The 21,201-nt window shown below is 64.4% G+C and carries 17 protein-coding genes and 1 pseudogene; 4 read left to right on the forward strand and 14 right to left on the reverse strand.

Annotation, left to right across the window (positions count from 1 at the left end; all coding sequences use genetic code 11):
- The 9 genes from EOA49_RS20425 to EOA49_RS20465 all read right to left on the reverse strand — a co-directional run.
- Window positions 1-1,208: ABC transporter ATP-binding protein (locus tag EOA49_RS20425; RefSeq protein ID WP_245460756.1), on the reverse strand; the 1,208-nt coding region annotated here is incomplete at its 3' end.
- Window positions 1,201-2,085: an ABC transporter permease gene (locus EOA49_RS20430; RefSeq protein WP_067327775.1), complete on the reverse strand. Its 885-nt coding sequence runs from the start codon at window positions 2,083-2,085 to the stop codon at window positions 1,201-1,203. The genes EOA49_RS20425 and EOA49_RS20430, both read right to left, overlap by 8 nt.
- Complete coding sequence (locus EOA49_RS20435; RefSeq protein ID WP_281010180.1) at window positions 2,082-3,020, reverse strand: ABC transporter permease; 939 nt, start codon at window positions 3,018-3,020, stop codon at window positions 2,082-2,084. The genes EOA49_RS20430 and EOA49_RS20435 overlap by 4 nt, the downstream gene beginning before the upstream one ends.
- Window positions 3,021-3,087: 67 nt before the next feature.
- Window positions 3,088-4,752: an ABC transporter substrate-binding protein gene (locus tag EOA49_RS20440; RefSeq protein ID WP_127216429.1), complete on the reverse strand. Its 1,665-nt coding sequence runs from the start codon at window positions 4,750-4,752 to the stop codon at window positions 3,088-3,090.
- Between the two features lie 325 nt (window positions 4,753-5,077).
- Window positions 5,078-6,181, reverse strand: coding sequence for a mandelate racemase/muconate lactonizing enzyme family protein (locus tag EOA49_RS20445; RefSeq protein WP_095800940.1), 1,104 nt, complete (start codon window positions 6,179-6,181; stop codon window positions 5,078-5,080).
- Between the two features lie 27 nt (window positions 6,182-6,208).
- Complete coding sequence (locus EOA49_RS20450) at window positions 6,209-6,901, reverse strand: GntR family transcriptional regulator (protein WP_095800939.1); 693 nt, start codon at window positions 6,899-6,901, stop codon at window positions 6,209-6,211.
- Between the two features lie 159 nt (window positions 6,902-7,060).
- The gene (locus EOA49_RS20455; protein ID WP_127241271.1) at window positions 7,061-8,215 is read right to left on the reverse strand and encodes an efflux RND transporter periplasmic adaptor subunit; all 1,155 of its coding nucleotides are present in this window, start codon (window positions 8,213-8,215) and stop codon (window positions 7,061-7,063) included.
- A 14-nt stretch (window positions 8,216-8,229) separates the two neighbouring features.
- Window positions 8,230-11,424, reverse strand: coding sequence for a multidrug efflux RND transporter permease subunit (locus EOA49_RS20460; protein WP_127243322.1), 3,195 nt, complete (start codon window positions 11,422-11,424; stop codon window positions 8,230-8,232).
- Window positions 11,418-11,732, reverse strand: coding sequence for a hypothetical protein (locus EOA49_RS20465; RefSeq protein ID WP_245322299.1), 315 nt, complete (start codon window positions 11,730-11,732; stop codon window positions 11,418-11,420). Before EOA49_RS20465 ends, EOA49_RS20460 begins: the two co-directional genes overlap by 7 nt.
- A gap of 171 nt (window positions 11,733-11,903) precedes the next feature.
- Here EOA49_RS20465 and EOA49_RS20470 point away from each other — a divergent pair, with 171 nt between their 5' ends.
- Complete coding sequence (locus EOA49_RS20470; RefSeq protein ID WP_095823937.1) at window positions 11,904-12,485, forward strand: TetR/AcrR family transcriptional regulator; 582 nt, start codon at window positions 11,904-11,906, stop codon at window positions 12,483-12,485.
- A gap of 389 nt (window positions 12,486-12,874) precedes the next feature.
- Here the strand turns inward: EOA49_RS20470 and EOA49_RS20480 are convergent, their stop codons facing one another.
- The 5 genes from EOA49_RS20480 to EOA49_RS20500 all read right to left on the reverse strand — a co-directional run bounded on the left by EOA49_RS20480 (window position 12,875) and on the right by EOA49_RS20500 (window position 18,203).
- Window positions 12,875-13,897, reverse strand: a complete 1,023-nt coding sequence (locus EOA49_RS20480) for a LacI family DNA-binding transcriptional regulator (RefSeq protein WP_095823853.1) — start codon at window positions 13,895-13,897, stop codon at window positions 12,875-12,877.
- A gap of 53 nt (window positions 13,898-13,950) precedes the next feature.
- Window positions 13,951-14,745 carry an ATP-binding cassette domain-containing protein gene (locus tag EOA49_RS20485; RefSeq protein ID WP_127241156.1) on the reverse strand — a complete coding sequence of 265 codons (795 nt, stop codon included), beginning with the start codon at window positions 14,743-14,745 and terminating at the stop codon, window positions 13,951-13,953.
- A 5-nt stretch (window positions 14,746-14,750) separates the two neighbouring features.
- Window positions 14,751-15,737, reverse strand: a complete 987-nt coding sequence (locus EOA49_RS20490) for an ABC transporter permease (protein WP_066988902.1) — start codon at window positions 15,735-15,737, stop codon at window positions 14,751-14,753.
- Between the two features lie 104 nt (window positions 15,738-15,841).
- Window positions 15,842-16,774, reverse strand: a complete 933-nt coding sequence (locus tag EOA49_RS20495; RefSeq protein WP_066988900.1) for a substrate-binding domain-containing protein — start codon at window positions 16,772-16,774, stop codon at window positions 15,842-15,844.
- Window positions 16,775-17,045: 271 nt separating this feature from the next.
- On the reverse strand, window positions 17,046-18,203 hold the full coding sequence (locus EOA49_RS20500; RefSeq protein ID WP_127241157.1) for a fumarylacetoacetate hydrolase family protein: 1,158 nt from the start codon (window positions 18,201-18,203) through the stop codon (window positions 17,046-17,048).
- A gap of 195 nt (window positions 18,204-18,398) precedes the next feature.
- Here EOA49_RS20500 and EOA49_RS20505 point away from each other — a divergent pair, with 195 nt between their 5' ends.
- The 3 genes and pseudogenes from EOA49_RS20505 to EOA49_RS20515 all read left to right on the forward strand — a co-directional run.
- A complete protein-coding gene (locus EOA49_RS20505) occupies window positions 18,399-19,682 on the forward strand; it encodes an FAD-dependent oxidoreductase (RefSeq protein ID WP_127241158.1) in 1,284 nt (427 codons plus the stop codon).
- A gap of 96 nt (window positions 19,683-19,778) precedes the next feature.
- Complete coding sequence (locus EOA49_RS20510) at window positions 19,779-20,666, forward strand: ABC transporter permease (protein WP_127241159.1); 888 nt, start codon at window positions 19,779-19,781, stop codon at window positions 20,664-20,666.
- Window positions 20,663-21,201 (forward strand): annotated as a pseudogene (locus tag EOA49_RS20515) (ABC transporter permease); the annotation flags it as partial. The gene EOA49_RS20510 and the pseudogene EOA49_RS20515, both read left to right, overlap by 4 nt.

A 21,201-nucleotide genomic window follows, 5' to 3' on the forward strand; every position in this document is an offset into this window, starting at 1 on the left:
CGCCGGACGAGGCCGAGCAGCAGCCTCGCGAAGGTGGTCTTGCCGCTGCCGGACTCGCCGACCAACCCGAGCGTCTCGCCGGGCCGGAGGCTGACTGAAACGTCCTTCACCGCCCTCAATGCACGACCATGGCTGGCATAGGTCTTGTTCAGCCCCTCGACCTGTAGCACGGGCGGTGCGTGCTTCGGCGCGACGGCGGCAATCTCGGCGGGTGTCGCGCGCGGCAGCGACTGCGCCTTGTCGTGATAGTGGCAGCGCGACAGCCGGCCGCCTCCAAGCTCATAGAGCGGCGGCGGCTCGGTGCGGCAGCGCTCGGTCGCCAGCGCGCAGCGGTCGGCGAAGGCACAGCCGACGATCGTGGCGCCGATGCCGGGCAGGAAGCCGGGGATCGTGTCGAGCCGGCCCTGGTCCTTGCGCTGGCCGCCGCGCGGCAGGCAGCGCAGCAAAGCGACCGTGTAGGGATGGCGCGGATCGTTGAAGACGTCCTTCGTCGAGCCTTCCTCGACCAGCATGCCGGCATAGAGCACGCCGACCCGGTCGCACATGTTGGAGACCACGGCGAGGTTGTGGCTGATGAACAGGATTGAGGCCGAAAGCTCGCGGCGCAGTTGCGCGATGAGGTCGAGCACTTCGGCTTCGACCGTCGCGTCGAGACCCGTCGTCGGCTCGTCGAGGATCAGCATCGAGGGGTCGTTGGCCAAGGCCATGGCGATCGCCACGCGCTGCTGCATGCCGCCGGAAAGCTGGTGAGGGTAGCGCTGCATGACACTGGCCGGATCCGAGATGCGCACAAGATTGAGCATCGCGATCGCCTTGTCGCTCGCCGCCTGTCCCGACATGCCGGCAAGCTCGAAGATCTCGGTGAGCTGGCGGCCGATGCGCAGTGATGGATTCAGCGCCTTGCCGGGATCCTGATAGACCATGGAGACACTTTCCGCGCGGGCGCGTCTGAGCGCCTCGGCATCGAGCTTCATCACATCCTGGCCGTCGAGCGCGATCGAGCCGCCGGTGATCGAGTCGTTGCGCGGCAGGTAGCGGACCACGGACAGCGCCGCGGTCGACTTTCCGCAGCCGGATTCGCCGACCAGCCCATAGGCCTCGCCGCGGCCGATCTTGAAGCTGACATTGCGCAGCACCGCCCGGTTGCGGCGCCCGACGCGATAGGCGACCGAGAGATCGTTGAGCTCGAGCGCGTCCCTGTCAGTCATTGAACGCTCCATGGACGCCGTCGGCCACCAGGTTGACCCCGATCACCAGCGAGGCGATCGCCAGCGCGTCGAACAGCACCGTCCACCAGAACCCGCCGCCGATCATGCCGTAATTGCTGGAGATCGAGAGTCCCCAGTCGGGCGAGGGCGGCTGGATGCCGAAGCCCATGAAGGAAAGCGTGGCGACGGCGAAGATCGCATAGCCCAGACGCACCGTCGTCTCGACCAGGATCGGCGGGATCACGTTGGGCAGGATCTCGACGAACATCGTGTGCAGCGCGCCTTCGTGGCGAAGTTTTGCCGCCGCGACATAATCGAGCTCGCGTTCGGCCAGCACCGCCGAGCGCACCGTGCGGGCGATGATCGGTGCGAAGCTCAAGCCGATGACGACGATCACGGTGATCTTGGAGGTGCCGAGCGCGACGATGGCGAGCAGTGCGATGATCACCACCGGGATCGCCATGAAGGCTTCGAGGATACGGCTGACGATATCGTCGACGATGCCGCGGAAATAGCCGATGACGAGCCCGAGCGCGGTGCCGGCAATGGTCGCCAGAATCGTGGCCAAAGGTGCCACCGTCAGGATATCGCGCGAGCCGACGATGACCCGCGAGAAGACATCGCGGCCGATCTGGTCGGTGCCGAACCAGTGCTCGGCCGACGGTGGCGCCAGCGCGTTGATGATGTCGTCGGCAAGCGGATCGTAGGGGACGAAATGCTCGCCGAACAGCGCGCAGACGATCCAGAGCAGGACGATGCCGAGCCCGGTGAGGAAGGTTCCCGATCGCAAGAGCGAATGCAGCACCTCGCCCCAGGGGCTGCGCTGTGTCGCGGCGTCCGGCGTTGGCAGGTTAGCGGGTGTGTCTGTCGCGCTCATTGCTCCGCTCCCAGCCGGATGCGCGGATTGAGCACCGAATAGAGGAAATCGGCGATCAATGTGGCCACCGCATAGACGATGCCGATGGTGAGGATGCCGGCCTCGAGCATCGGAAAATCCTTGCCGCGCGCGGCGGTGAAGATCAGCGAGCCGATGCCTTGGTAGCGGAACAGCGTCTCGATCACGACAAGGCCGCCGATGAGGTAGCCGGTCTGGGTTGCGATGACGGTGATGGTCGGCAATAGCGCGTTGCGCAGCACATGCCGCCAGATCACCGTGCGCCACGGCAGACCTTTAAGCACCGCGGTGCGCGTATAGTCGGAATCGAGCGCCTCGATCATCCCCGACCGCGCCATGCGAGCGATATAGCCGAACAGCACCAGAAACAGCGGCAGCGACGGCAGGATGAGATAATAGAGCTGGGTGAAGAAGCCGGCACCCTTCGGCCAGGCCGCCGCGATCGGCAGCCAGCGCAGCCAGACGCCGAAGATCAGGATCAGGATGATACCGGTGACGAACTCGGGCAGCACCGTCACCGACAGTCCGCCGAGGCTGATGATGCGGTCGAGCGGCCGGTTGAGGTTGAGCGCGGCGATCACGCCGCCGAGGATGCCGATCGGCACCACCAGCACGAAGGCGACAAGCGCCAGCTTCATCGAATTACCCAACGCGTCGATGACGAAGGGCGCCACAGGTGCGCGGAAAATGTAGGACGTGCCCATGTCGCCATGGAGAAAGTTCAAGATCCAGCTTCCGTACTGGACGAGCAGCGGCCGGTCGACGCCGAGCGAGTGGTTGAGCGCGTCGACGGCGCGCTGGTCGGCAAACGGCCCCAATATCGCGCGCCCGACATTGCCGGGCAGCACCTGGCCGCCCAGGAACACCATGACGCTGAGCAGGAACAGCGTCACAAGCGACAGAGCCAGGCGCCGGATGAGGAAGCCGAGGATGACGAATACTCCTATTGGAGCCGGCTGTCAGGGATAAGCTTGCTCCCTCGCGTCAGGCTTTCGAAGCCTTTTCGAGGAACAGCTGCGACATCGCGGTGGGCTGCACGCCCGCCACGCCTTTCGCCGTCGCCGTCAGATAGTCGTAGAAATAGCCGAAGATCACCGGCGTTTCCTCGAGCAGCAGCTTCTGGATCTTGCCGGCTGCAGCCTTCTGCGCCTCGAGGTCGAGGGCCGCGATATAGCTGGTCGCCAGCTGGTCATAGTCCTTGTTCTTGAAATGCGCGGCGTTCCAGGTGCCCTCGCTCTTCAATGGCGCCGCGAGATAGACGTTCGGCACGCCGCGGTGGCCGTAGTCGGTGATGCCCATCACCGAATCCAGCCAGTTCGATTTGCCGAACACGGCATCGCCGTAATAGGCGCTCTGGTCGAGGATGTTGAGCTCGAGCTCGATACCGATCTCCTTGACCCAGTTCTGGATCAGCTGCGCGTATTCGGGGATTTCCAGATAGCGCTCGGTGGTCAGCGTTATTTTGAACCCCTTGCCGGCGCCGGCCGCTTCCATCAGCTGCTTGGCCTGCGCGATGTCCTGCTCGCGCTGCGGCACGCTGGTGTCCGTCGACGGATAGACCCCGGCGAATGGGCTGTCATTGCCCTCCTGGGCGCGGCCTTTCATCAGGCCGGCGACCAACTTCTTGCGATCGATGCTGAGCGCGATGGCGCGGCGTACCCGCGGGTCCTTCATCGGACCGTCGTCACAGCGCAGATGCAGTTGCTGATGCGCCGACGATTTCAGGCTGATGACGTTCACGTTCGGATCGCTGAGGACGGCGACGCCCGCCAGCACCGGCATCTGATTGATGATGTCGATCTGGCCGCCCTGCAGCGCCAGGATCTGCGGCTGGATATCGGTGAAGAAGGTGAATTCGGTGCGCTCCGGCAGGGCTTTTTCGCCCCAGTAGTTCTCATTGCGAACGAAGGAGGCGCCGACTTTGGGCGTGTACTTCTCCAGCTTGAACGGCCCGGTACCGTCGAAGCTCTTTTCGTAATCGCCCTTGTAGCTCGCCGGGATGATGACGGCGTTGTAGTTGTCGGACGACAGCATGTAGGGGAAGTTGCCGTTCGGCGCGTCGAGGTGGAATTCCACCGTGTAGTCGTCGACCTTCTTGCTGGCGCCCTTCGAGAGGATGCCGCTGAACACCGACAGCGCGTTGGAGGAGTTGGCGGGATCGGCAAGCCGGTCGATGCTGGCCACCACGTCCTCGGCCTTCATCTCGCCGCCTGAGTGGAACTTGACGCCCTTGCGCAGCGTGAAGGTCCACACCGAGCCATCGGCATTCGGCTTCCAGCTTTCGGCGAGTGCCGGCTTGAGCACCAGGTCGGGGCCGTCGACGCAGAGGAATTCGGCTACCTGCTGCATGACGAGCAGGCCGCCGGCGTCGGCGATGGTGACCGGGTCGATCGCGGCGGCCGGCACGCTGCTGCCGACGCGGATGGTAGCGCCCGGCGCGCCCTGGGCGCGGGCAAGCGAGGGCGCGGCGCCGAAGCCGGCGGCCATGCCGATGCGGCCGAGAAGCGGCAGCGACAGGCCGAGCAGGCTGCCGTGGCGCACGAAATCGCGGCGGCTGACGCGGCCGTCGATGAGGCCGTCGATGAGGTGATTTTCGAGCGGCGTGCGGTTGCGCCGGATGAGATCGAGGACGCGGTAGTTCTTGCTCATGGGTCTAAACCCTTCCCCAGTTCTTGTGGTTGGCGAGTGCATTCCGGTTGACGACGTTCCGTGGAGTTCTCCGGTCCCGGCCATCGTCAAGAATTCAGTCGAACGAACTGTAACATGCAGTTTGGTCCGGTCCATCCGCTCCTTGAAGCGGAAAAGTCAGATTTTCTTGATGCATGCCTAGCTCGGGCGTGCAGCCCCGATCGAAATCGTGGCCGCCTCGATTCGATATTTGCCGGTCTCCTTTCCTTTTGGCGATCTCCCAGTTCAGCTCAGCGAAAAGCCTGCTAGCGCGATCGGCGTTGCGGCGCTGCTCCCGATCTTCATCTCAGCCGATCTTGAAGAACGGCTTGCCGAGCAGGTCCGGCACCACGTCGATGCCGAGCCCGGCGCCGTCGGGAATGCCCATACGGCTGCCCGCGACCGGCGGCTTGTTGGAGGCGGTGCGCACCGTCACCCATTCGTGGAAGGCGATGGCATGCAGACGGCGCTCTTCCGGCGTCGACAGCGACAGATGCGCCATCGCGGCGGTGTCGATCTCCGCGCCGCCGGTGTCTTCGACGGTGATCATGAAACCGAGATCGACGGCGACGTCGCGGATCAGCCGCGTCTGGGTCACGCCGCCGAGGCGCGAGATCTTCAGCGTCAGCCCATCGGCGGCGCCACGGCGATGGATTTCCAGCATCTCGCCCAGCGAGGTGACGGATTCGTCGAGCACCATCGGCTTGTCGAGCATGCGGCGCACCGACATGTTCTCCTCGATCGTCGTGCAGGGCTGTTCGAAAGTATAGTCGATGCCGCGCGTGGCATCGGCGAACTGGCGCGCCTGGTAGGGCGTCCAGCCGGCATTGGCGTCGCAGAAGATCACCGTGCCCTTCGGCACGGCTGATGCGACGGCGCTCACGCGCTCGATGTCGTCACCGACATTGCCGCCGACCTTGACCTGCAGCCGATGGTAGCCTTCGGCAACGATGCGCTTGGCAAGTGCCGCCATCTGGTCGACCGTGCCGTGGGTCACGACCCGGTAAAGTTCCGCCGTCTCGCTCTCGCGGCCGCCGAGCATCGCTACCAACGGCACGTCGGCCGCGCGAGCAGCGAGATCCCAGCAAGCCATATCAAGCGCGGCTTTGACGTAGGGATGGCCCTTGAACACCGTGTCCATCAACCTGACGATGCCGGCCAGCCCGCGTGGGTCATGGCCGATGAGATGCGGCGCGATCTCCGGCACGCCCGCGCGCGTTCCCGCCGGAAACGCGGCAGAATAGAAATTGCCGAGCGGCGCCATCTCGCCCCAGCCGGTCACCCCTGTGTCGGAAGTGATGGCGACGATTACCGCATCGAAACAGTCGGCGACCCGGCCCTTGGACATGCGGTAGGGTCCGTCCACGAAGGGCTGCACGACATGGTAGGCTTTTATGCTCTTGATCTTCACGTTGGTGTCCGTTTGTCCGCGGGTTTGTCAGGCGCCCTTCGATGCGCGCTTTTCGAGGCTGCGCGCATAGGCAAGAAGCGCTTCGAAATCGTTGTCGATATGCTCGCGGGCATGGCGCTGGGCAGCGCGCATGTCCGTGCCCTTGAGCAGCGCCACATAGGTTTCGTGCAGGTCCTCGGCCGGTACCGGCTCGTTCCGCGCACGCTGGTGCAGGGCGAAATACATTTGCAGCCGGCTGGTCAGCCGCTGCCAGGTTTCGAGCAGCACCGAATTGTCGGCCCACTCATAGACCAGCCCGTGCAGCTGCAGCGCCGTCTCGATCTGGCGCGTGGTGTCGAGCGCCCGCGTCGCCTGCTTCACCGCTTCGTGGCGGCGGTCGAGCTCGTCGAAGAAGCGCTGGTCGCGCTGCGGCCAGGCGAGCTGGATGGCAAAGTCGTCGAGCACCTTGTTGAGGGAATAGGCGTCGACGATGTCCTTGGCGGCGACGTCGACAACGAAGGTTCCGGCATAGGGAATGCTGGTCAGGATGCCTTCCTGCACCAGCTCGCGCATCGCCTCGCGCAGCGGCGCGCGGCTTACCCGCATCTGCTCGGAAATGCGGAGTTCGTTGAGCTTCTGCCCAGGCTCCAGCTGGCCGGTCAGAATGGCGCGCCTGAGCAGCGCGACGATCTCGGCCCTGCGCGTCGTATCCGCGATCGGACTGAAATCCAGCTTTGACATGTGGGCCACTCCGGGATGAACCGACTGCAAGACAAGCAGATTGTCGACAATCCAACAAGAGGGTGGCTATCGATTTTTTCCCGGTTGCAGGCGCGCAAACAAAACGGCGCCCTCGGTGTGGGTGTCGAGGGCGCCGTCGGACCGGGACTGATGGGATTATCAGCTGGCCGGTTTCGTTTGCGGCAAGGGAGAAACCGGCATTCCGGGTCCGATCTTCTGCAAATTGCCGGTGATCACCTGGTCGGTCTCGGAGATGCCTGAGGTGACGGAAATCAGATCGCCGTCGGTCGGGCCGAGCGACACCAGCTTCTGGTCTACAGTGTTGTCTTTGCCGAGGACGTACAGGTATTTGCCGAGCTGGCTGGAACCCAGCGCCACCTGCGGCACCATCAGCGTATTGGGCTGCTGCTTCACATGCAGCCGCACGCGCACATACTGCCCGGGCAGCAGCGCGAACTTGGCGTTGCCGATCGTTGCCCGCGCCGTGATCGTGCCGGTCGAATGATCGATCGTGTTGTCGATGAAGGTGAGCTGGCCCTTCTGGCTGGGCTCGGTCTCGCCGGGCAACAGCACGTCGACCGCAATCGGACCGTTGGCCTTCGCCTGCTCGATCTGGACGAGGTCGGTCTCGCTCGGATTGAAGGTGACGTAGATCGGGTCGAGCTGCACCAGCGTGTTGAGAACCGTGCCGGCGACGCTCACCAGGGTGCCGACCGAGGCTTGGTTGCGGCCGATCCGCCCGGAGAACGGTGCCTTGATCTCGGCATAGCCGAGATTGAGCTCGGCCGTCCGCACCGCCGCCTGGTCGACCGCAAGGGCGGCTTCGGCCGTGCGCAAGTTGCTGGTGCGCTGGTCGAAGCTGTCCTTGGCGAGGTACCCGGCCTTGGCAAGGTCGGTGCCACGGCCGAGGTTGGACCGCGCGTAATCGAGCGCTGCCGCGTCGCGCTGCACCTGCGCCTTCGCCTGGTCGAGCGCTGCCTGGTAGTCCTCGGGCGCGATCCGGTAAAGCAGGTCGCCCTGCTTGACGTCGCTGCCGTCCTGCGCCGTCTGCTCCTGCAGATAGCCCGGCACGCGCGCCTGCAGGGTGATGTTGCGGATCGGCTCGACGCGCGCGGCGTAGTCGAGATAGATCGGCAGCGTCTTCTTGACGACGTTGACCACCGGGACCGGCATGACGAACGCCTTGGGCGCAGGTGCCGCGCCCGCAGTGCTGGCGCTGAGGCTGAGATTGCCCATGTCGAGCAGGTGCACGCTTGCCACCGAGATTGCGCCCAGCGCGACCGCCGTTCCCAAAGCGATTTTCCATTTACGCATGTTGGTCTCCAATCCTATTCGGCCGCCTGGGCGAGCCGGACGGGCTCGGCGGTCGGTTCAATCTCTTGTTGGTGCGGGGCATGGTGAGGCCCCGCGGCAGGTTCGCTCTCGCCGCCGCGCTCGCGCAGCTTCTCGATTACCGCATAGAAGACCGGCACGAAGACCAGCGACAGGATCGTCGCCGCCACCATGCCGCCGAAGACGGTGGTGCCGATCGACTGCCGGCTGGCGGCGCCCGCGCCGGTCGCGAACATCAGCGGCAGCACGCCGAGGATGAAGGCGAAGGCCGTCATCAGGATCGGCCGCAGCCTCAGCCGCGCGGCTTCCATCGCCGCCTCGACGATGGTCAGGCCTTCCTCGCGGCGCCGTCGGGCGAACTCGACGATCAGGATCGCGTTCTTCGCCGCCAGGCCGATCAGCATGACGAAACCGATCTGAGAGTAGACGTCGATCTGCATGCCGCGCAGCAAGAGCACGACGAAGGCGCCGAACAAAGCGAGCGGCACGGCGAGTAGCACCATGAAGGGCATAGCCCAGCTTTCATACTGCGCCGCCAGGATCAGGAAGACGAACACGATCGCCAGGCCGAACACGATCGAGGCGATCGATCCGGCCTGGAGCTCCTGATAGGTGATGCCGGTCCATTCATAGCCGAAGTCCCGCGGCAGCACGTTTGCCGCCGCCCGCTCCATGGCCGCGACCGCTTGTCCGGACGAGAAGCCTGGCGCCGCGCCGCCGTTGATGAGGGCGGATGCGTTGTTGTTGTAATGCGGCACGGTCTCGGGACCGACGATCGGCACCAGCTTGCCCAGTGTGCTCAGCGGCACCATCCCGCCGGACGCATTGCGCACGTAGAGGCGCGAGATGTCGTTCGCGTTTCCGCGCGCGTCCTTGTCGGCCTGGATCGTCACCCGGAACGTGCGGCCGAAAAGGTTGAAGTCGTTGACGTAGAGGGAGCCGAGATAGATCTGCAGCGTGTTGAACACGTCGGGCAGGTTGAGGCCGAGCAGCTTCGCCTTGCTGCGGTCGAGGTCGTAGTTGAACTGCGGCGTCGAGGTCGAGAAGGACGAGAACAGCTGCTGCGGATTGAGCTCCGGCTGCTTGCGTGCTTCCGCGATCAGCGCCTGCGTGACCTCGTTGAGCGCGGCGCTGCCGCGGCCCGAAAGGTCTTCCACCTGGAATTCGAAGCCGCCGGTCGTGCCGAGGCCCGGGATCGAGGGTGGATCGAATGAGAGCGCAAACGCGTCCGGTATCTGCAGCAACTTGTTGCGCACCTCGGCGACCAGCTTCGATGCGTTCTGGTCGGGCCCGCGTTCGTCCCACGGCTTCAGGATGGCGAACTCCACCGCCGAGTTCGATTGCGCGGCGCTGGTGAGGAAGTTCAGGCCGCTGATCGAGCCGACGATGTCGACGCCGGGCGTGTTCTGCAGGATGTCGCGCGCCTTCTGCGCCACCGCGTCGGTGCGCTCCAGCGAAGCGCCGTCCGGCAACTGGATGACGACGAAGAAATAACCCTGGTCCTCCACCGGAAGGAAGGTCGAGGGCAGCTTCTGCCAGACGAAATAGGTGGCGACCAAGCCCGCCGCGAACAGGCCGAGCATGGCCCAGCGCAGCCGGATCAGAATGCGCACGCCATGCGCGTAGGCATGCGACAGCCAGTCGAAGCCGGCATTGAACCAGCGGAACAGCACGAACTGCGTTTCGCCGCGATGGCGCAGGAACGCGGCGCTCAGCGCCGGGCTCAGCGTCAGCGAGTTGAAGGCGGAGATGCCGACCGAGATCGCAACGGTAAGCGCGAACTGGTTGTAGAGCCGTCCCGAAACGCCGGGGATGAAGGCGACCGGGATGAACACCGCCATCAGCACCGCGGTGGTGGCGATGATTGGGCCCGTCACTTCGGCCATCGCCGCGCGCGTCGCGGCGAGCGGCTTGAGGCCGGCCTCCAGCTGTCGCTCGACGTTCTCGACCACGACGATGGCGTCGTCGACGACAAGGCCGATCGCCAGCACCATGCCGAGCAGCGAGAGCATATTGAGCGAGAAGCCCAGCATGTACATCACCGCCAGCGTCGCGATCAACGACACCGGGATGGCGATGGTCGGGATGATGGTGGTGCGCCAGCTCTGCAGGAAGATAAAGACGACAGCCACCACCAGCACCAGCGCTTCGCCGAGCGTGATCAGCACGTCATGCATCGAGGCCGAGACGAAGCGCGTCGTATCGTAGTGCATGGCGTAGTGGACGCCCTTCGGGAAGCGCGCCGACAATTCCTGCATCTTGTCCTTGACCCGCTGCTGCAGGTCGAGCGCGTTGGAGCCGGGCATCTGGTAGACGGCGAGCACCACGGTCGGGTCCTTGCCGAAGAAGGCCGATGACGAATATTGCAGCGCGCCGAGCTCGATGCGGGCGACGTCGCGCAGACGCACGAGCGAGCCGTTCTGCGAGTTGGCGCGCACGACGATGTCGCCGAATTCCTTCGGGTCGCTCAAACGGCCGACCGCATTGACCTGCATCTCGAAGGCGGTGCCGGCCGGCGCCGGCGATTGGCCGATCTTGCCCGCCGCCACCTGCACGTTCTGCTCGGAAATGGCGTTCTGCACATCGACGGCGGTGATGCCGAGATTGGCCAGTTTGTCCGGATCGAGCCAGACGCGCATCGAATAGCGCCGTTCGCCGAAGATCTGCACGTCGCCGACGCCAGGCAGCCGCTTCAGCGGATCGACGACCTGGAGATAGGCGAGGTTGCTCAGCGCCACCGGATCGACCGAGCCGTCGGGCGAGGTGAGGTCGACGATCAGAACGAAGTTCGGGTTCTGCTTCTTGATCGTGACGCCGCCCTGGTTGACGATGGCCGGCAGGGAGGATGCGGCCTGCGAGACGCGGTTCTGGACGTCGACGGCCGCGGTGCTCAGCGGATAGCCGACGTCGAATGTGATGGTGATGGTCGAGGAGCCGTCATTCGAGCTCGTCGACGACATATAGGTCATGCCTTGCACGCCGTTGATCTGCTGCTCCAGCGGCGTGGTGACCGTATCGGCCACCACCTGCGCGCTGGCGCCTGGATAATGGGCGCTGACCACGACCTGCGGGGGCGTGATGTCAGGGAACTGCGAGACCGGCAGCAGGAAATAGGCGATCGCACCGGCGAGCACCATGATGATGGCGATCGCCGATGCGAAGATCGGGCGGTGGATGAAGAAGTTCACCATGACGCGGATGCCTCGCCGAACGGTTTTGCAAAATGGCGCAGGCGCCGGGCCCGGACGGAGCCGGAATCCTCCAAAAAGGATGGCAGGACATCGTCCGGCGCCTGTTCCGCGGCGCGCGAGCGCAGCATCCGTTCGAAGGCGTTGGGATCGACCCCATCAGCCTTCATCACCAGCCGGATCATCGGATCCCGGATGGCTTCGTCGATCGTCAGGTCTTTGCGCTTTTGCATAGGAGCGGCTCCTTGCTGCGGCCCGCATCGGATGATCACGGACCGCTTTTTTCTCGTTTTCACCGGCCGAAGCCGCATGACAAGCAGGTTTTCTCCTATCTCACTCTGGCAGGGCTATCGGTGGGCCTTGTCGTTTGACGGGGAGTGATATAGGTGTTACCAGTAAGTAACATCTGAAAGTTACAGACCGGTAACACCCTAGTCAAGAGGTGACCTCGGTTTTTTTGGAAACGACGAAAGGAGAGCATGATGACTGACGGCGTTGCGGAACGTTCCCGCCCCCGGGATCGCATCCTGGAAACGGCGCAGGACATGTTCCACAAGCACGGGATCAAGGGCGTCGGCGTCGACGCCATCACGGAGGCTGCCGGCACCAACAAGATGACGCTCTATCGTCACTTCGAATCCAAGGACGATCTGATCATCGAATGCCTGCGCGCCACGGCGGCGAAGGCTTCAAGGATATGGGACGAGTTCGAGGCCGAGCATCCCGGCGACAAGCTCGCGCAGTTGCATGCCTGGGTCCGCAAGGCTTCAGAGCTGCTCAGCGCCGACAGTCGCGGCTGCGACATGGCCAATGCCGCCGTCGAGCTCACCGAGACCAATCACCCGGCACGGCGCGTCATCAAGGAACTGAAGGAAGCCCAGCGCGAGAAGCTGGTTGCGCTCTGCCGCGATGCCGGCATCGGCCAGGCCGAGTTGCTCGCCGATACGCTGTCGCTGTTGCTCGAAGGCGCGCGCGTCTCGATGCAGAGCGTTGGCGCCGAGGGCCCGAGCGCGCAGTTCGTGCGCATGGCCGAGAGCCTGATCGCCTCGTTCCGGGCACGCTGAATGCGGCTTCCCCTGATGCGGCCGCTTCGCGGCCAGGCTAGCGCCGGCGCTGACCCGTCTCCTCTCTCCCCAGGAGAGTTCGGATTGCTCGAATTGCAAGGCAATTCGACTCGGCAATATCCGGGTGAGGGGCGCTCCGCCTAAGTGCAGGCAAAGAAAAAGCCCGCTGCCGGGAGGAGGAGGCAGCGGGCTTCGATTTCGAATACGGCGCGGGAGGAGGAGCACCGCATTCAGCGCCGGTGTCTGGGAGGAGGAAGACATCCGACGCCGCAATAATTACGATTTGCCCAACCATTCGGCAACTACGAAACGTGCATAGCTGGTGTGCAGATTTGCCGGATCAATCGTCTGACAAATCAGTGAGGCGACGGCAATGACGCTATTCGCGCCTACTGCACCGGCACGTTTTCCTTCATGATCAGCCGGGGCTCGATGAATTTTTTGGTCAGGTACGGCGCCGACGAGGCGATCGAGCCGAGCAGGCGGATCACTGCTTGCTCGGCAATCAGCCGCGCGTTCTGGTCGATGACCACGTCGGCGAGATCGTCGACCAGATAGCGGCGTGTTTCCCTGGTCAGGTCATGGCAGATGAAGACGGGCTTTCTGCGCGGCTTGGCCTCGAGCAACGCCTTGGCCACGCCGGAGCGTCCGGCGCCGACGCAGTAGATGCCGAGCAGTTCCGGTTCGTTGTGCAAGGCCTTCATGGTCGCGCTGTAGCTAGCGTCGGGCTCGTCGTTGATCTCGACGGCGCTGGAGACGGTGAGATTGGGGAACTCTTCTGCGAGCACCGAGCGGAAACCCATCTCGCGCTCCTCGTGGCCGCGGTAGGAGCGCGAGCCAACGACCATCGCGAGGTGCCCCATCCGGCCGCCAAGGAAGCGGCCCATCAGCAGCGCCGCCGTGCGTCCGGCAACCCGGTTGTCGATGCCGACATACGCCGAGCGAGGGGCCGCGGGCACATCGGAAACCAGCGTGACCAGCCGAATGCCGGCCTCGACCAGCTCGCGCAAAATGTTGCGCGTGCGTGGATGGTCGACGGCGATGACGCCGACGCCGTTGGCCTTGAGCGAGAGGTTCTCGATCGCGCCTTGCAGCGCGCCCGGCGATATGCCGGCGAGGTTGTGGATGCGGCAGGAGGCGACCAGCGGCAGGCGCGCGGCATAGTCCTCGATATGATGGGCAAGGTCGGCCATGAAGGCGTTGCTGCCGATCGGCAGGAAGAATTCGAGATGCGCCGGCTTCGACGGCAGCACGACTTGATCGAGCGTCGGCAGATAGCCGAGCTGCTTTGCCGCCTCCAAGACGCGCTGCCGGTTGGCCGCGCTTGCGCCCGGCCTGTTGTTGAGCACTCGGTCGACCGTCGCGGTCGACAGGCCGCAGCTTCTGGCGATGTCGGCTACGGTCGCTTTCATGGGTCCGGTCATGGGAGGATCGAGCCCCAGTCAAAAATCAAGGTCAGGCCAAATCAGCCATGCGGCTGCGGGCGGTCGGAAATCGCATCGCGGATCTCCTTGTCCGTCATGCCGGTGATGACGCGTTCGACGTCCGCCACTGTGGTCTTCTTCGGATCGATATCATCGGCCACCACCTTGCCGCGGCGCATCACCACGATGCGGTCGACGACCTGGAACACATGGTGGATGTTGTGGGCTATGAAGATGCAGGAGTGGCCGGAATCGCGGGCGCCGCGCACGAAGCTCAACACCCCTTGCGTCTCGGCAACGCCGAGATTGTTGGTCGGCTCGTCGAGGATGATGAGGTCGCTGTCGAAATGCATGGCGCGCGCGATCGCCACTGCTTGCCGCTCGCCGCCCGACAGCGAGCCGATCGGCGTCGTCGGCGGGATGTTTTTGGAGATGCCGACCTGCTTGAGCAGGTCGCGTGCCACCGTGTTCATCGCCTCCTGGTCCATGCGATTGAGGAAACGCGGCGGTTTGATCGGCTCGCGCCCCAGGAACAGGTTGCGGGCGATCGACAGCTGCGTGACGAGCGCGGAGTCCTGATAGATCGTCTCGATGCCCTCAGCGATCGCGTCGCTGGTGCCGCGGAAATTCACCTTCTTGCCGCGCACGAAAATGTCGCCGCTGGTGAGCGGCACCGCGCCCGACAGCACCTTGATCAGCGTCGACTTGCCGGCGCCGTTGTCGCCGAGCAGGCCGACAATCTCCTTTTCGTTGACGTGGAAGTTGGCGTCCACCAGCGCCTGTACGCGCCCGTAGGACTTGCGGATGTTCGTCATGCGGATCAGAGGCTCGGCCATCGTCTTCAAGTCCCTGCCTGGTGCCGGCGTTCGAGCCATGAGTGCAGCGCCATCATCCCGAGGATGATCGCGCCAATGAAGATGTTGTAGGCAAGTCCCGGAACGCCGATCAGCACGATGCCGTTGCGCATGACGCGCAGGATCAGGATGCCGAGCACCGTGCCGATAATGGTGCCGCGGCCGCCGGTCAGCGCCGTGCCGCCGATGACCACCATGGCGATGACCTCGAGCTCGTAGCCGGTGCCGCTGTTCGGATTGGCAGCCGAAGTGCGCAGCGACGAGATCACACCGGCGAGCGAGGCCATCACCGCCGACAGGATGAACAGGCCGATCTTGACCCGGCTGACATTGACGCCGCGGGCGCGCGCCGCGTTGGGATTGCCGCCGGCCGCCTGGATCCAGTTGCCGGTGCGGCTTTGCGTCAGCACATAACCGAGCGCGATCGCGGCGCCGATGAACCAGAACAGCGAGGCATAGATGCGGAACGGGCCGACGTAGAAGTCGCCGACCAGGATGTCCGCAAGCCAGCTGCCTTCGGCGCTCCAGGTGCGCTGCGGAAAGCCGTCGGTGACGAAAAGCGCGGTGCCGCGCACGACGAGCAGCATCCCGAGCGTGACCAGGAAGGACGGGATCTTGAGCTGCGTGACGAACCAGCCATTGACAAGCCCGATCAAGGCCGCGACCACCAGCGCGATGGCTAAGCCCATCTCCAGCGAGGTGACCCCGCCGTTGAACAGCGTCCACATCAGCACCGGCGAGAAGCCGAACAACGAGCCGACCGACAGGTCGAATTCGCCCGACGTCATCAGCAAGGTCATCGCCAGCGCGATCAGCCCAAGCTCGACGGTGAAGGCAAGGATGTTCGAGATGTTCTGCGGCGACAGGAAATCCGGATTGATGCCCCAGAAGATGACGAGTTCGACGATCAGCAGCACCAACGGCCCGAATTCCGGCCGCGCGATGAAACTTTGGATGAAGGAACGGTTTTCCATTGGGCCCGCGATGTGAATGATTGGCGAGCCCGCTGCGATCAGTCAGGACTCGACGGTCCAGGAAGCGATCGCGGCCCGAAAGCCGCGACCGTTAATGTCAGCAATTACTTGCCGGACAGGATCTTGTCATAAACGCCGGCAGTATCCTTTTCATAGAGCGCGCCGGTGATGACGTTGAAGCCCGGAGGAATGCCGGCAGACGCCATCGCCGCCATCGAAAGCGCGATGTAGCTGGTCGCCTGCGGGTCCTGCCACTGCGCGGCGTTGACATAGCCGTTCAGCACTTCCTGGGTGGTGTCGAGCGAGTTGCCCCAGCCGACAACGGGGATCTCGCCCGGCTTGACGCCGACTTGGTCGAAGACGCGCTTGACCGAGCCTGTGACGAGGTCGCCGAGGCCGATGATTGCCTTCACCTTGCCCTTGTGGGCGGTGAGATAGTCGACCATGCGGTTGATCACTTCGGCCTGGTCGAGCGTCGCCTCGGTCACCTCATAGGTGATGCCGAGCGGCTCGAACACGCTCTTGATGCCTTCCTCTTCCTGCACGCCATAGGTGGCGCCGGGCACCTCCACCGGCATCCATACGAAGTCGCCCTTCTTCACCAGGCCCTTGTCGACCAGATACTGCGCCCAGTGCTTGCCGAAGGTGACGTTGTCGCCGCCGACATAGGCGTTGAAGTTGGCCTTCGGGTCGGGCGTGTTGAAGTTGATGATCGGAATGTTGGCCGCACGGGCCTCCTTGACGATCTCGACGAGGCTGCCCGGATCGGGGCTGGTGGTGACGATGCCGTCGGCCTTGGCCGAGATGGCGGCGCGAACAGCCTCCTGCTGCGAGGCAACGTCGCCATTGTGGAACGAGGTGTTCACCTTGTTGCCGGTGTCGGTCGCCCATTGCTTGGCACCGGCCAGGAAGTAGGTCCAGACCGGATCGGCCGGCCCGCCATGCGAAATCCAGTAGAAGGTCTTGGCCTCGGCCATCGCCGGAATGGCGATTGCCGCGATCAAGCCAAGCACGAACAGTCTCAGCCTCGAAAGCATCGATTTCCTCCCATGTTGAAAACCACCTCCACATCAGGCGCGATGCGGTCCTCAAGGATCGCATCTTCCTGCCCGCGCCGACCGGACGCCTCTAGAGCATTCCCTTTTTCGGCCGCTGGCAAGCCTCGATCGTCAATGGATGTTGGCACAGCTCCGCACGCCATCAGCAATCCCATCAGATTGCATCAGTTACCGTGATATTTTCCCGGCAAACGCCGCTGCGCTCATCAGCCTCCAGTGATGAGCAAGCGTATGCCGTTGTGATCCGCTGCTAGATCAGACCGGCTCTGGCGAGGTCGCGCATCAGGTGGCTGGCGCCGTAGGTCCAGGGCGGGCAGTCGGGCGACAGGCGCACCCGGTTGGTCAGCGCGCCCAACTTTTCCGACGAGATGGTGACGATGTCGCCGACCTTGTGGGTGAAGCCCTTGCCCTTTTCGCCGCGATCCTTCGACGGCACGAACATGGTGCCGAGATAGAGCGCCAGCCCGTCCGGGTATTGGTGATGCGGTCCCATCGCGGCTCTGACCAGCTCTTCCGGCGAGCGGCTGATCTCGGCCATCGAGCTTGCGCCCTCCAGCGAAAAACCGTCCTCGCCCTCGACGCTTAGCCGCACCGTGGCGCGCTTCACGTCGGCGATGGAAAAGGTCTCGTCGAAGAGCCGGATGAAAGGTCCAAGCGAGGCGGAAGCATTGTTGTCCTTGGCCTTGCCGAGCAGCAGCGCCGAGCGTCCTTCGACATCGCGCAGATTGACATCGTTGCCGAGCGTGGCGCCGACGATGCGGCCCGAGCTGTCGGCGATCATCGCGATCTCCGGCTCCGGATTGTTCCAGGTGGAGACCGGATGCAGCCCGACATCGGCGCCGAAGCCGACGGAGGCCATCGGCTGGCATTTGGTGAAGATCTCGGCATCGGGGCCGATGCCCACTTCCAGATATTGCGACCAGGCGCCGCGCTGGATCAGCTTGGCCTTGATCTCCATCGCTTCCGGCGACCCTGGCTTGAGCTTGGAGAGATCATGGCCGATCAGCCCGGCGATGTCGGCGCGGATGGCGTCGGCCTTTTCCGCGGAGCCGCGCGCCTGCTCCTCGATGACGCGCTCGAGCAGGCTGACGACGAAGGTGACGCCGGAAGCCTTCACCGCCTGCAGGTCGAGGGGGGAGAGCAGGATCGGCTTCTTGGCGTCGCGCTGAGACTCGAAGCTGTTGGCTGCGATGTCTTCCAGTGTGCCGATCGCCTTGGCCCGGGCCGAGCGCACGTAGGCGGCCGGGTCCTTCAGCTCGCAGAGGTCGCGCACGGTAGGCGCCGCGCTCGACGTGATGTCGATGACCTCGCCTGCGCGCACCGTGACCACCAGCGGATGGGAGGCTTCGCTGATCCTGGCGCGGCCGACGAAAAGGCCGTCGCCAGGGAGGCGGGTTAAATCGGTCATGGTCTTCTGTCCTCTCGATTGTCGCGCGGCACTTTCCCCGGATTTAAGGCAAACGTCTATCCCATCGATGGCGAGGTTATGAGCCAATGGCATGCTGTCACATAGCCAAGCGCCGACTGGCCCATCGGGTCCCCTTTCAAGCTCATGAAATCAGCAATAGGATTTTCACGAGCCTCCAGCGCCTCAGGTGACCAATTGCCCGCAGCCTTTTCCGATCCGATCTGGCAAAAGCCCCCAACAGCTCCGGCGTTGCAGTCCGAGCTGTCGAGCGACGGCACGCTCGACGCGGTGATCGTCGGCGGCGGCATCATGGGTCTGTCGACCGCCTTGCACGCGGCCCGCGCCGGTCTTTCCGTCCAGGTGCTGGATGCCGGCGCGATCGGGCAGGGCGCGTCGGGCTTGAACGGCGGCCAGGTCATTCCCGGCCTCAAATATGATCCCGAATGGCTGATCGAGCACTTTGGCAAGGAGCGCGGCGAGGTCCTGGTCGACTTCGCCGCCTCGACGGCCGACGCGGTGTTCGATGTGATCCGTGACGAGAAGCTTGCGGTGCCGTACACGCGGAACGGTTGGATCCAGGCCGCGCACACCGAGACCGCGCTGAAGGCGGCGGCGAACCGGGATCGGCAATGGCGGGCGCGCGGCGCCGACGTCAAGCTGCTCGACCGGGCCGAGATCGCCGCGATGATCGGCGCCAAGGGCTATCTTGGCGGCTGGCTCGACCGCCGCGCCGGCGTCATCGATCCGCTGTCCTACACGCTCGAGCTTGCCCGCGTCGCCTCGGACGTCGGCGTCGGGATCGCCGAACAGCAGCGGGTGGTGAGGCTCACCAAGGAAGCGGGCGTCTGGCGGGTCTCCACGCAAGGCGGCGCCGAACTGCGCGCGAAGGCGGTCGTGCTCGCCACCAACGCCTATACGGACGGCCTGCTCCCCGGGCTTGCCCGGACGATTGTGCCTCTGCATTCCTTCCAGATCGCCACGGCGCCGCTGCCGGCCGAGCTTGCGGCAAGCATCCTGCCCGGCGGGCAAGCCGTTTCCGATTCCCGCCGCATCTTGGTCTATTACCGCAAGGGCCCTGATGGCCGGATGGTGTTGGGTGGACGCGGCCGCATGGCCCTGCCTTCAAGCGCGGCCGATTGGGCGCATTGCGAACGCGCGCTGCTGCGCCTCTATCCGGCGCTTGCCGGCATCGCCGTCGAAAAGCGCTGGTTCGGCCGTGTGGCGATGACCCCGGATCATCTCCCGCACCTGCATGAGCCGGAAAAGGGCCTGCTCGCCGTGGTCGGTTGCCAGGGCAGGGGCGTCGGACTGATGAGCGCGCTGGGCAAGCGCATGGCGGGTTACCTCGCGACCGGCGATGTCAGTCGATTGCCTTTCCCGCTGTCGCCGATCCGGCCGATCCCGTTCCACGCCTTCCGCCAGGTCGGCGTTGCCGCCACCATCGCCTGTTATCGGATGCTGGATGCCTTCGAGCGCTGAAGTTGAACGCGGCAGCGCATCACCGATTTAGCTTGACAGTTTCAGGAATATGAAAAATCATTAGCTGATTTCAAAAATCCGATGGGCAGCTAGCAGATGTCCACCATCGTTGCAGCGCGACCATCGCCGGAAACCCGCATCTCGCCGGTTTTCCGCTTTGCCATGCTGTTGCCCGGCGGGGTGGTCACCTTCTTCCTCATCCTCTTTGCCCTCGGCCTTGTGCTCTTCCTTGCCTTCAGGAGCAATGACGGCTCGCTGCTCGGCGCCGGCCTGACGGCGGCAAACTTCGTAACTGTGGCCACCGATCCGCTCCACTGGACGGTGACGCTGCGCTCGCTGGTCATCGCCGGCCTGGTGACGCTCGCCACCGTCGCTACTGCATATCCGGTCGCCTATTACCTCGCCTTCCATGCCGGCCGCCGGCGCAACCTGCTGCTCTTCCTGGTCACGCTGCCGTTCTGGACCAGCTACCTTTTGCGCGTCTTTGCCTGGAAGATCGTGCTTGCCTATAACGGCGTCCTGAACTCGGCTTTCATCGAAAGCGGCCTCTGGTCGGAGCCGACGCTCGCCTTCCTCAACACGCCGGCCGCGGTGGTGGTGACGCTTGCGCACGCCTACGCGCCTTTCGCCATCCTGCCCATCTACGTGGCGCTGGATACCATCCCGAAATCGCTGCTCGAAGCCGCCTCCGATCTCGGCGCGCGCCCGTTCACGTCGTTCCGCCGCGTCGTGCTGCCCAATTCGATGCCGGGCGTGCTGGCGGCGGCTCTCGTTGTCTTCGTGCCGACCGTCGGCGACTATGTCACGCCGGCTATGGTCGGCGGCCCGGCCAGCACCATGATCGGCACGCTGATCCAGTCGCAATTCGGCAAGGCCAATGACTGGCCGTTCGGCGCGGCCCTGTCGGTCTGCGTCATGCTGGTCATCCTGTGCGTGGTCCTGGTCGCGCGCGGCGCCGACCGCCGGTTTGGCAGCCGCACATGAGCGCGGCGCGCAAAGAGGCAAATGCGGGCGGTCGCTGGCTCGGCCTCTATGTGCTTGCCTATCTCGTCTTCCTCTATCTGCCTATCCTTTTGATCCCGCTGTTTTCCTTCAACGATTCCATCCAGGCGGCGTTTCCGCTGCAGGGCTTCACGCTCGGTTGGTACGAGACCCTCTACGGCAATCCGGTGCTGTCCGGCGCTTTGGCCAACAGTCTCGTCATCGGTGTCGTTGCTGCCTCGGGGGCAACGCTTTGCGGCATCACCGTTTCCTATATGGACCTTTACGGCCGCTCGCCGCTCGCGGCTACGATCAGTGCCATAGCCCGGCTGCCGATCCTGATCCCCGGCATCATCGTCGGCATCTCGCTCTTGATCCTGGTCAATCTCATTGGCCTCGGCCCGTCGCGCGTTGCAATCGTGCTCGGCCATATCCTGGTGGCGCTGCCGACGACGGTGGTGGTGATGCGCAGTCGATTCGCCGCGATCCCAAAGACCATTCGCGAGGCGGCGCTCGACCTTGGGGCGTCGGACTGGAC

It is taken from the genome of Mesorhizobium sp. M1A.F.Ca.IN.020.04.1.1 (assembly GCF_003997315.1).
Classification (GTDB): Bacteria; Pseudomonadota; Alphaproteobacteria; order Rhizobiales; family Rhizobiaceae; genus Mesorhizobium.

Bases quoted from the DNA above. Each gene is read 5' to 3' on its own strand.
- EOA49_RS20465 (WP_245322299.1), bottom strand. From the start codon at position 11,732: ATGCGGCTTCGGCCGGTGAAAACGAGAAAAAAGCGGTCCGTGATCATC.
- EOA49_RS20490 (WP_066988902.1), bottom strand. From the start codon at position 15,737: ATGGAAAACCGTTCCTTCATCCAAAGTTTCATCGCGCGGCCGGAATTC.
- EOA49_RS20430 (WP_067327775.1), bottom strand. From the start codon at position 2,085: ATGAGCGCGACAGACACACCCGCTAACCTGCCAACGCCGGACGCCGCG.
- EOA49_RS20510 (WP_127241159.1), top strand. From the start codon at position 19,779: ATGTCCACCATCGTTGCAGCGCGACCATCGCCGGAAACCCGCATCTCG.
- EOA49_RS20470 (WP_095823937.1), top strand. From the start codon at position 11,904: ATGACTGACGGCGTTGCGGAACGTTCCCGCCCCCGGGATCGCATCCTG.
- EOA49_RS20495 (WP_066988900.1), bottom strand. From the start codon at position 16,774: ATGCTTTCGAGGCTGAGACTGTTCGTGCTTGGCTTGATCGCGGCAATC.
- EOA49_RS20450 (WP_095800939.1), bottom strand. From the start codon at position 6,901: ATGTCAAAGCTGGATTTCAGTCCGATCGCGGATACGACGCGCAGGGCC.
- EOA49_RS20485 (WP_127241156.1), bottom strand. From the start codon at position 14,745: ATGGCCGAGCCTCTGATCCGCATGACGAACATCCGCAAGTCCTACGGG.
- EOA49_RS20455 (WP_127241271.1), bottom strand. From the start codon at position 8,215: ATGCGTAAATGGAAAATCGCTTTGGGAACGGCGGTCGCGCTGGGCGCA.
- EOA49_RS20440 (WP_127216429.1), bottom strand. From the start codon at position 4,752: ATGAGCAAGAACTACCGCGTCCTCGATCTCATCCGGCGCAACCGCACG.
- EOA49_RS20460 (WP_127243322.1), bottom strand. From the start codon at position 11,424: ATGGTGAACTTCTTCATCCACCGCCCGATCTTCGCATCGGCGATCGCC.
- EOA49_RS20480 (WP_095823853.1), bottom strand. From the start codon at position 13,897: ATGAAAGCGACCGTAGCCGACATCGCCAGAAGCTGCGGCCTGTCGACC.
- EOA49_RS20500 (WP_127241157.1), bottom strand. From the start codon at position 18,203: ATGACCGATTTAACCCGCCTCCCTGGCGACGGCCTTTTCGTCGGCCGC.